Source organism: Brevundimonas sp. NPDC058933, from assembly GCF_049315965.1.
Taxonomy (GTDB): domain Bacteria; phylum Pseudomonadota; class Alphaproteobacteria; order Caulobacterales; family Caulobacteraceae; genus Brevundimonas.
Genome location: NZ_JBMOSL010000004.1, coordinates 216,816 through 224,916, shown reverse-complemented (window position 1 = coordinate 224,916; position 8,101 = coordinate 216,816). Strand labels below are relative to the sequence as shown.

Genomic DNA, 8,101 nt, shown 5'->3' with positions numbered 1-8,101 from the left:
ACCGCCCCCGCCTCGGGGGGGGGGGTGTAAGCGTTCTTGGGTGGGGGGGGCCCCCGGCAACGGGCGTCGCGCTTGAAGTTCGCCCCCTCCACCGCTTCGCGGTCCCCCTCCCCCGCTGCGCAGGGGAGGATCATTTTCTACCGTCAAGCCCCGATCAAAACCGCTTGCCGCATCCGCGTATGCTCGGCCTTAGGCAGGCTGTCGGGATAGTCGACGCGGTAGTGCCCGCCCCGGCTCTCGCGCCGGTTCAGCGCGCCCTCGGCGATCAGCCGGGCGGCGGTCAGGACCACAGCCTCGGGATGCGCCTTCGCCAGCCGGTCGATCACCGCCATCAGGGCGCTCAGCCCTTCTTCATCGCGCACCACGCCCGCGAACCGGGTCATGGCGGCGCGCAGGTCGGCCATGGCTTCAGGCGGCAAATTCCTCGACGCCCGCGCAGCCTTCAACTCAGCCTTCGGCGGTTGAACCTCCCTGGCCGCCGCCCGCCCGGCGCGCCGCCCGAAGGCGCCCGCTTCCAGCAGGGAGTTGGAGGCCAGACGGTTGGCGCCGTGCACCCCGGTCGCCGCGCATTCGCCGATGGCGTAGAGGCCCGCAACCGTCGTCCGCCCCTCGTCGTCGGCGACAACGCCGCCCATGTGGTAGTGGGCCGCCGCCGCCACCGGGATGGGGCTGACGCGCGGGTCCAGCCCGGCGCGCATACAGGCGGAAAACACCGCCGGAAACTCGTGCGGGAAGGCCTCGCCTACCGCCCTGGTCGCATCCAGAAACGCGCCGCGCCGGTCGACCCGCGCCGCGTGCACCACCCGCGCCACAATGTCCCGAGGGGCCAGATCGGCGTCGGGATGATCGCCCAGCAGGAAGGCGCCCTCGCCATCGACCAGCCGCGCCCCCTCGCCGCGCAGGGCCTCGGTCGCCAGCGGCGCGGGATCGAGACCCACGTCGATGGCGGTCGGATGAAACTGCACGAACTCGGGGTCGAGGATGTCCGCGCCCGCCAAATAGGCCAGGGCCAGCCCCTCGCCGCGCAGGGCGGAAGGGTTGGTCGTCACTTCATAAAGGCCGCCGACCCCGCCGGTCGCCAGCACCACGGCCGGCGCAAACACCTCGTCCATACGCCCGCCGGACCGTTCGATCACAGCGCCGCGCACCCGGCCCTCCACGTCCTGGATCAGGCCGCGCAGCCGCCCGTCTTCCCAGATCTCGATATGCTTGGAGGCCCGCGCCGCCGCCACCACCGCCGACAGGATGGCCCGCCCGGCGCCGTCGCCGCCGACCCGCGCCACGCGCGGCAGGCTGTGCGCCGCCTCGAGGCTGACGGAGAAGCCGCCCGTTTCGTCCCGGTCGAACGGCGCGCCCAGCGACGCCAGCCATTCCACCGTCTCGCGTCCGCGCTGGGTCAGGGCGCGCGCCGCCTCGGGCTCGACCAGACCGGCGCCCGCGCCCTCGGTGTCTTTCGCATGCAGGGCCGCGCTGTCCCGAGACGACAGGGCCGCCGCCAGCCCGCCCTGAGCCCAGGCCGAGGAACAGGCGTTCAGCAGGGGCTCCGGCGTCACGACCAAGGTCTTGGCCGGCGCGGTCTCCAGCGCCGCCGACAGCCCCGCCAGTCCCCCGCCGATAATCAGCGGGCCGTCATGCCGGATGCGGGCCATCCCCTTAACGGCCTCCCACGCCGATGAACCGCATGCCCATGTCGAAGGCCGGTTCGACCGCCCCGCCGGTCAGGGGCAGCAGGGCGCCGATGGCCGCTGCGGCGCAGACCGCCGCCGTCGCCAGATAGAGGGCCAGGCTGCGCCCCGCCTCGGGCCAGCTCAGCTGACCCCAGTCCGCGCGCCAGACGCCGCGCCTCAGATGGCTGAACACGGCGATGCCGAGGAAGACCGCCAGAATGAGCCGCCCGGTCGACAGCCCCCACCAGACCGCCAGACCGCCGACGGCCAGCAAGGCGACTTGTTCCAGTCGCGGATGCACTCGCGTCAGCACCGGCCCCAGCGCCTTGGACCCGTCCAGGGGCGGGGCAGGCAGCAGGTTCACCAGATTGATCATGGCGATGAAGAAGGCGCCCATCAGCCACTCGGGCGACTTCAGCCACAGGCCCGCCGCCACAAAGGGGATCATGGCGATCAGACCAAAGGCCGGTCCCGCCAGCGACACCAGCACGCCGTGCCACTCGGTCTTGGGATTGCGCTGCGCCTTGGCCAGCCCGCCCAGGAAGGGAATGATGTAGATCCGCGCCGGCCCCATGCCGAGCTTGTTCATCGCCAGCACATGGCCGTATTCGTGCACGAACAGGCCGAACAGCACCGCCCCCGCCACGATGACGCTGCCCGTGATCCACCACAGGAAACCCGCCATCAGCAGGGTCGAGGCGATGGCCCAGGCCGGGTGCTGGCCCTTGTCCTCCAGCGGCTCCGCCTGCCGCCCGCGCACGGGCTCAGGCGCGGCCTCGGCGGGCGGCAGGTCCCAGGGACCGGGACGGCGGCCAGAATGGGATGTGGTGTTGTCGATGTCGCTCATGGCGTCGAACTGGGCTTGCAGCGAGCAACCCGCAACGGGCCGCATCGCCGCAGCACTCAGATCAGCTCCACATCGACGTGGTGCCTGGCCTTGATCAGGTCATAGCGCGCCGGGACGACGGGCGGCGGCAGGTCGATCATCCGCTGCACGGCCAGACGCCCGCGCTCGGCCATCTCGGGCTCGACCGTCACCTCGAACTGCATGTATTTCAGGCAGTCGCGGATGTTCTCCAGGGTGATGCGCTTCATGTGCGGACACAGGTTGCAGGGGCCGATGAAGTCGACGCCGGGCACGTCGCCCTTGACGTTCGAGGCCATCGAGCACTCGGTGATCATCACCACCTGCCTGGGCTTGCGATCCGTCACATAGTCGATCATGGCCGCCGTCGATCCGGCGAAGTCCGACGCCGCCAGCACCTCTTCAGGGCATTCCGGGTGGGCCAGAATTTCCGCGCCCGGATAGGCGACGCGCATCTCGGCGATGTCGGCGGCGGTGAAGCGCTCATGCACCTCGCAGCGGCCCTTCCAGGCGATGATGCCGACGCTGGTCTGCGCCGCCACGTTACGCGCCAGGAACTCGTCGGGGATCAGGATGACCTTGTCGACGCCCCATTCCTTGGCCGCCCATTCCACCACCTGAACGGCGTTGGCGCTGGTGCAGCAGATGTCGGTCTCGGCCTTCACGTCGGCGGTCGTGTTGACATAGGTGACGACCGGCAGGCCGGGATAGCGCTGCTTGATCAGCCGCACGTCGGCGCCCGTGATCGAGGAGGCCAGCGAGCAGCCCGCGCGCAGGTCGGGGATCAGGACGGTCTTGTCCGGCGACAGGATCTTGGACGTCTCGGCCATGAAGTGCACGCCTGCCTGGACGATCACCTTGGCCTTCGACTTAGCAGCCTCCTTGGCCAGCCCCAGGCTGTCGCCGACATAGTCGCCGACGCCATGGAAAATCTCGGGCGTCATGTAGTTGTGGGCCAGGATGACAGCGTCGCGCTCTTTTTTCAGCGCATTGATCTCGCTGATCAGCTTCGCCTGTTCCGGCCACTCCAGCGGCGTCACCAGACCCTTGACCTTCTCCCACACGGGAGCGGTCTCGCGCGCCAGTTCCTCTGACAGGCCGAAAGCGCCGTCCGCCATCTTCATCGCTCCCTGCGGTCGTCTGCGCGACCCCGACTTATGCTCAAAGTTAGCATAAGCAGGCGCAATGTAGGCCGTTCCGCACGGGGCGCAAGGAAAAAGGGCGCGAACGCCGCCTACAGCGCCTCCGCCTCCAGCCGCGCGATCCACAGGGCGGCTCGCCTCTTCAGCTCATCCTTCCGCGCCATATCCGACAGGTCGGGCGACAGCCGGTCCAGTTGCTCGAAGCGGAAGTTGTCGGCGCCGTGGGCAGTCCATTCGGCCTGCAGCGACCGGAAAGGACTGCCGCCCATCTTCAGCGAGAACCACAGGCCGTTCTGCTGGGTGTCGATATGGGGGCTCTGGCCCACCCAGGCGCGGCCGGTGGCGGAGCAGATGACGGCGAAGACCCCCGCGATGGTTTCGCGGTCCTTGTAGTCGTTGATGAGCGCCTTGCGGTCTGCGGACGTCATGGAGGCCTTCCTTTGTTTTACCCGGATTAAATAGCAGAAGTTATTACCGGGTAAATATCAGACGCCGCCGGCAGCGGCGTCGCTCAGATCTGCAAAGGCCTTCCCCTGAAGACCGCTTCTGCCCTAGACGAGAGGTCGATTGATCCTCCCTGTCGCGTCGCTCCGAGAATTTCGTGCAAGACACCGTCCGCCGCATCCTGACCGCCCGCGTCTATGACGTGGCCGAGGAAACCCCTCTGGACCCGCTGAAGCGGCTGTCGGCGCGACTGGACCGCCCCGCCCTGCTGAAGCGCGAGGACCTGCAGCCGGTGTTTTCGTTCAAGATTCGCGGGGCCTACAACAAGATCGCCGCCCTGACCGAGGCCGAGTTGGCGCGCGGCGTCATCTGCGCCTCGGCGGGCAATCATGCTCAAGGCGTGGCCTTGGCTGCGGCCAGGCGCGGCGCGGTCTCGACCATCGTCATGCCGACCACGACGCCGGGCATCAAGGTGGGGGCGGTCAAGGCTCTGGGTGGAAATGTGGTCCTGCACGGCGACAGCTTCGACGACGCCTACGCCCACGCCCGCGCGCTTGAACAGGAAACCGGCGCCGCCTTCGTCCACCCCTTCGACGACCCCGACGTCATCGCGGGCCAGGGCACGGTCGGGCTGGAAATCCTGCGCCAGCATCCGGACCCGATCGACGCCGTCTTCATCCCCATCGGCGGCGGCGGTCTGGCGGCGGGCGTGGCCGCCATCGTCCGTTTCCTGCGCCCCGAAACGAAGATCATCGGCGTCGAGCCCGCCGATGCGCCGACAATGAAGAGCGCCATCGACGCCGGCCATGTCGTGACGCTGGATCAGGTCGGTCTGTTCGCCGACGGGGTGGCGGTGCGCCGCGCAGGCGACGAGACCTTCCGCCTGTGTCGCGACCTGCTGGACGAGATCGTTCTAGTCGACACGGATGAGATCTGCGCGGCGGTGAAGGATATCTTCGACGACGTCCGCGCCGTGGCTGAACCGTCGGGCGCCGTGGCCCTGGCCGGGATGAAGGTCTGGGCCGCGTGCAATCCGGGAACCGGCGCCCTGGTGGCCATCAACTCGGGCGCCAACGTCAACTTCGACCGCCTGCGTCACGTCGCCGAACGGGCCGAGATCGGCGAGGGCGCCGAGGCGCTTCTCGCCGTGGCCATGCCCGACCGCCGCGACGACTATCACCGCTTCCTGCAAAGCCTCGACGGCCGCTCGGTGACCGAGTTCAACTATCGCTGGTCCGGCGACGGCCGGGCGCAGATCTTCGTCGGGGTGGGTTTGCGCGACGGCGTGGCCGAGCGCGAGAACCTGATCGCCCGCCTGCAATCCGACGGCTATGCGGTCGAGGACATGAGCGACAACGAAACGGCCAAGCTGCACGTTCGCTACATGGTCGGCGGCCGCACCATCGGCCTGCCGCACGAGCGGCTGCTGCGCTTCGAGTTTCCCGAGCGCCCCGGCGCCTTCCTGCGCTTCCTCAACAGCCTCCAGCCTGCCTGGGCCCTGACCCTGTTCCACTATCGCAACCACGGCGACGACGTCGGTCGGGTGCTGGCCGGCGTCAACATCGCCCCGGATCAGGTCGCCGCCCTCTGGACCGCGCTGGACGCCCTCGGCTACCCCTATGTGGACGAGACCGACAATCCGGCCTGCCGCCTCTTCCTCGACGGCGCGGCCTGAGAGGACCTGCATGATGTTGAACCGCCGCGCCGTTCTGGCCGCTCCGCTCGGCCTTGCCGCCTGCGCCTCCCTGCCCGCCGCCGCCGCTCCCGGCCAGACCGTCTGGACCTTCGACCGCCTGTCGGCCGTCGGCGGCGAGACCACCCATGTCGAAGGCGCGCCCCGGATCATCGCCAGCCCTTTCGGCCCGGCGGTCCAGTTCGACGGCGTGGACGACGCCCTGTTCATCGACCGCCATCCGCTGGCGGGCGCCGCCACCTTCACCTTCGAGGCCGTCTTCCGCCCCGACGGCGGCGCCTTCGAGCAGCGCTGGTTCCACCTGCAGTCGGACGAGGCGCCGGGCGGTCCCGGCACCCGCATCATGTTCGAGATCCGCGTCGTCGAGGGCGGCTGGTATCTGGACGCCTTCACCAAGGGCGAGGGCTACAACAAGCCCCTGATCGAGACGACCAAGCTGCACCCCATCAGCCAGTGGGCCCACGTCGCCCAGACCTTCGACGGGACCACCTACCGATCCTTCGTCAACGGCGTGCTGCAGACCGAGGCCGAAATCGCCTTCAAGCCGCAGGGCCCCGGTCGATCCTCGGTCGGCACGCGCATCAACCGCGTCAACTATTTCAACGGCGCCGTGCGCGAGGCCCGCTTCACCCCCCGCGCCCTGACGCCCGACCAGTTCACCTCGCCGATCAGATAAGGCGGGCCGCCGCGCCCTCGTGCGCCAACAGCCAGCGCTTGCGCTCCAGCCCGCCCGCATAGCCGGTCAGGGTTCCGTTGGCGCCGACGACGCGGTGGCAGGGCACGATGACCCCGACCGGATTGGCCCCGTTGGCCAGACCCACGGCGCGCACGGCGCTGGGCTTGCCGATGGCCGAGGCGAGTTGGCCGTAGCTCCAGGTCTCGCCCGCCGGAATGTTGCGCAGCGCCGCCCAGACCGACCGCTGGAAGTCCGTGCCGCCGGTCTTCACCGTCAGACCGTCCAGCGCCCGCGCGTCACCCGCGAAATAGGCCGCGACCGCCGCCCGCACCGCCTCGGGCGCCCGACCCACGGTCAGCGTCACCTCGCCGTAATGACGCGCCAGCAGCTTCAACATCCGCGCCTCGTAGTCCACGAAGTCGAAGGCCCGCACCGCGCCCTCGGCGTCAGTGACCAGCAGGACCTCCCCCACCGGCGAGGCGAGGCGGTCCAGCATAAAGCCTTCAGGCTGCGTCTTTTTCATCATCGCTCTCCATGATCCGCACGCCCGCTTGCCGCAGGTGCAGCGCGCCATAGGCCCGCCAAGGCCGCCATTGCTCGGCTCTTGCCGCCAGCCGTTCGTCCTCAAGCCGGTCGCTGGCCATATCCGCCGCCTCATCGATCCAGTCGCCCGGCAGCCGCAGCCCGGGCCGCGCACGCACCAAGGGGGCCAGCAGGATATCCGCCGACAGGTCCCGCTGGATCGCGTCGGGGTCCGCCGACAGGTCGAACACCCGCCGCACCCGCGCCAGCACGCCGGGCAGGGCCTTCAGGTCCGAAGCCGCGACCGTGACCGCCAGCCGGTTCCCGCTCTCGAACCGGGCCGAGACCTCGCCGGTCGCACTATCCACATCGGGCGTCAGCGCGCGTCGCCAGACCCCGTCCTCGACCGTCTCGCCGCGCACCGTCAGCGCCGCCAGCATGGCGTCTATTTCGTAGGGCGGACGATAGGGCAGGCTCAGCCGCACGCCTCCGTCGCCCGCCTTCTCAGCCCGCCGCCGCAGCATCGAGGGCGGCCGCCCATAGAGCGACTGAAACGTCTCGTTGAAACGCCGCACGCTGCCGAATCCCGAGGCCAGGGCCACCTCAGCCATGGCCAGGTCGGTCTGATGGATCAGGGCCTTGGCCAGCAGCACGCGCCGCGTCTGGGCCACGCTGATCGGGGCCGCCCCCAGATGCTGTCGGAACAGGCGGCGTAGGTGGCGTTCACCGACGCCCAGCCGCGCGGCGAGACCATCCACATCGCCCTCATCCAGCGCCCCCGCCTCGATCAGCCCCAAGGCTCGGCTGACCGTATTCGAGGTGCCGCGCCATGCCCCCATATCCGGGGCGGTTTCGGGTCGACAGCGCAGACAGGCGCGAAACCCCACCTCCTCCGCCGCCGCCGCACTGGCGACAAAGCTCATATTCTCCCGCTTCGGCGTCCGCGCCGGGCAGACCGGGCGGCAATAGATTCCCGTCGTCTTCACGCAGGTGAAGAACCGTCCGTCAAAGCGCGGATCGCGCGTCAGGACGGCCCGGTAGCAGGCCTCCTGATCCAGACTGTCGCGGGCGATTTCCATGCCCGCAACATGA

Annotated in this window: 8 protein-coding genes; 2 read left to right on the top strand and 6 right to left on the bottom strand. The window is 69.5% G+C overall.

The genetic code is table 11. The annotated features are described in order from the left end of the window. Window positions 1–143: 143 nt before the first annotated feature. From ACOZBP_RS10795 to ACOZBP_RS10780, 4 genes are all read right to left on the bottom strand, one after another. Window positions 144–1,649 (bottom strand): L-aspartate oxidase, encoded by a 1,506-nt coding sequence (locus ACOZBP_RS10795; RefSeq protein WP_422676433.1) that lies wholly within the window; start codon window positions 1,647–1,649, stop codon window positions 144–146. Window positions 1,650–1,653: 4 nt separating this feature from the next. Next, complete coding sequence (locus ACOZBP_RS10790; RefSeq protein WP_422676432.1) at window positions 1,654–2,559, bottom strand: metalloprotease; 906 nt, start codon at window positions 2,557–2,559, stop codon at window positions 1,654–1,656. An 11-nt stretch (window positions 2,560–2,570) separates the two neighbouring features. Further along, window positions 2,571–3,656, bottom strand: coding sequence for a quinolinate synthase NadA (gene nadA, locus ACOZBP_RS10785; RefSeq protein ID WP_422676431.1), 1,086 nt, complete (start codon window positions 3,654–3,656; stop codon window positions 2,571–2,573). 110 nt (window positions 3,657–3,766) lie between these two features. Further along, window positions 3,767–4,102, bottom strand: a complete 336-nt coding sequence (locus tag ACOZBP_RS10780; protein ID WP_422676430.1) for a GIY-YIG nuclease family protein — start codon at window positions 4,100–4,102, stop codon at window positions 3,767–3,769. 173 nt (window positions 4,103–4,275) lie between these two features. On the opposite strand from ACOZBP_RS10780, the gene ilvA reads away from it, so the two are divergent. Both ilvA and ACOZBP_RS10770 read left to right on the top strand, forming a co-directional pair. After that, complete coding sequence (gene ilvA / locus ACOZBP_RS10775; protein WP_422676429.1) at window positions 4,276–5,793, top strand: threonine ammonia-lyase, biosynthetic; 1,518 nt, start codon at window positions 4,276–4,278, stop codon at window positions 5,791–5,793. 10 nt (window positions 5,794–5,803) lie between these two features. After that, a complete protein-coding gene (locus tag ACOZBP_RS10770; protein WP_422676428.1) occupies window positions 5,804–6,487 on the top strand; it encodes a LamG domain-containing protein in 684 nt (227 codons plus the stop codon). Here the strand turns inward: ACOZBP_RS10770 and ACOZBP_RS10765 are convergent. Both ACOZBP_RS10765 and ACOZBP_RS10760 read right to left on the bottom strand, forming a co-directional pair. Further along, window positions 6,480–7,010: a methylated-DNA--[protein]-cysteine S-methyltransferase gene (locus tag ACOZBP_RS10765; RefSeq protein WP_422676427.1), complete on the bottom strand. Its 531-nt coding sequence runs from the start codon at window positions 7,008–7,010 to the stop codon at window positions 6,480–6,482. The genes ACOZBP_RS10770 and ACOZBP_RS10765 overlap by 8 nt on opposite strands. Further along, on the bottom strand, window positions 6,991–8,088 hold the full coding sequence (locus ACOZBP_RS10760; protein WP_422676426.1) for a bifunctional transcriptional activator/DNA repair enzyme AdaA: 1,098 nt from the start codon (window positions 8,086–8,088) through the stop codon (window positions 6,991–6,993). Before ACOZBP_RS10760 ends, ACOZBP_RS10765 begins: the two co-directional genes overlap by 20 nt. Between the last annotated feature and the right edge of the window lie 13 nt (window positions 8,089–8,101).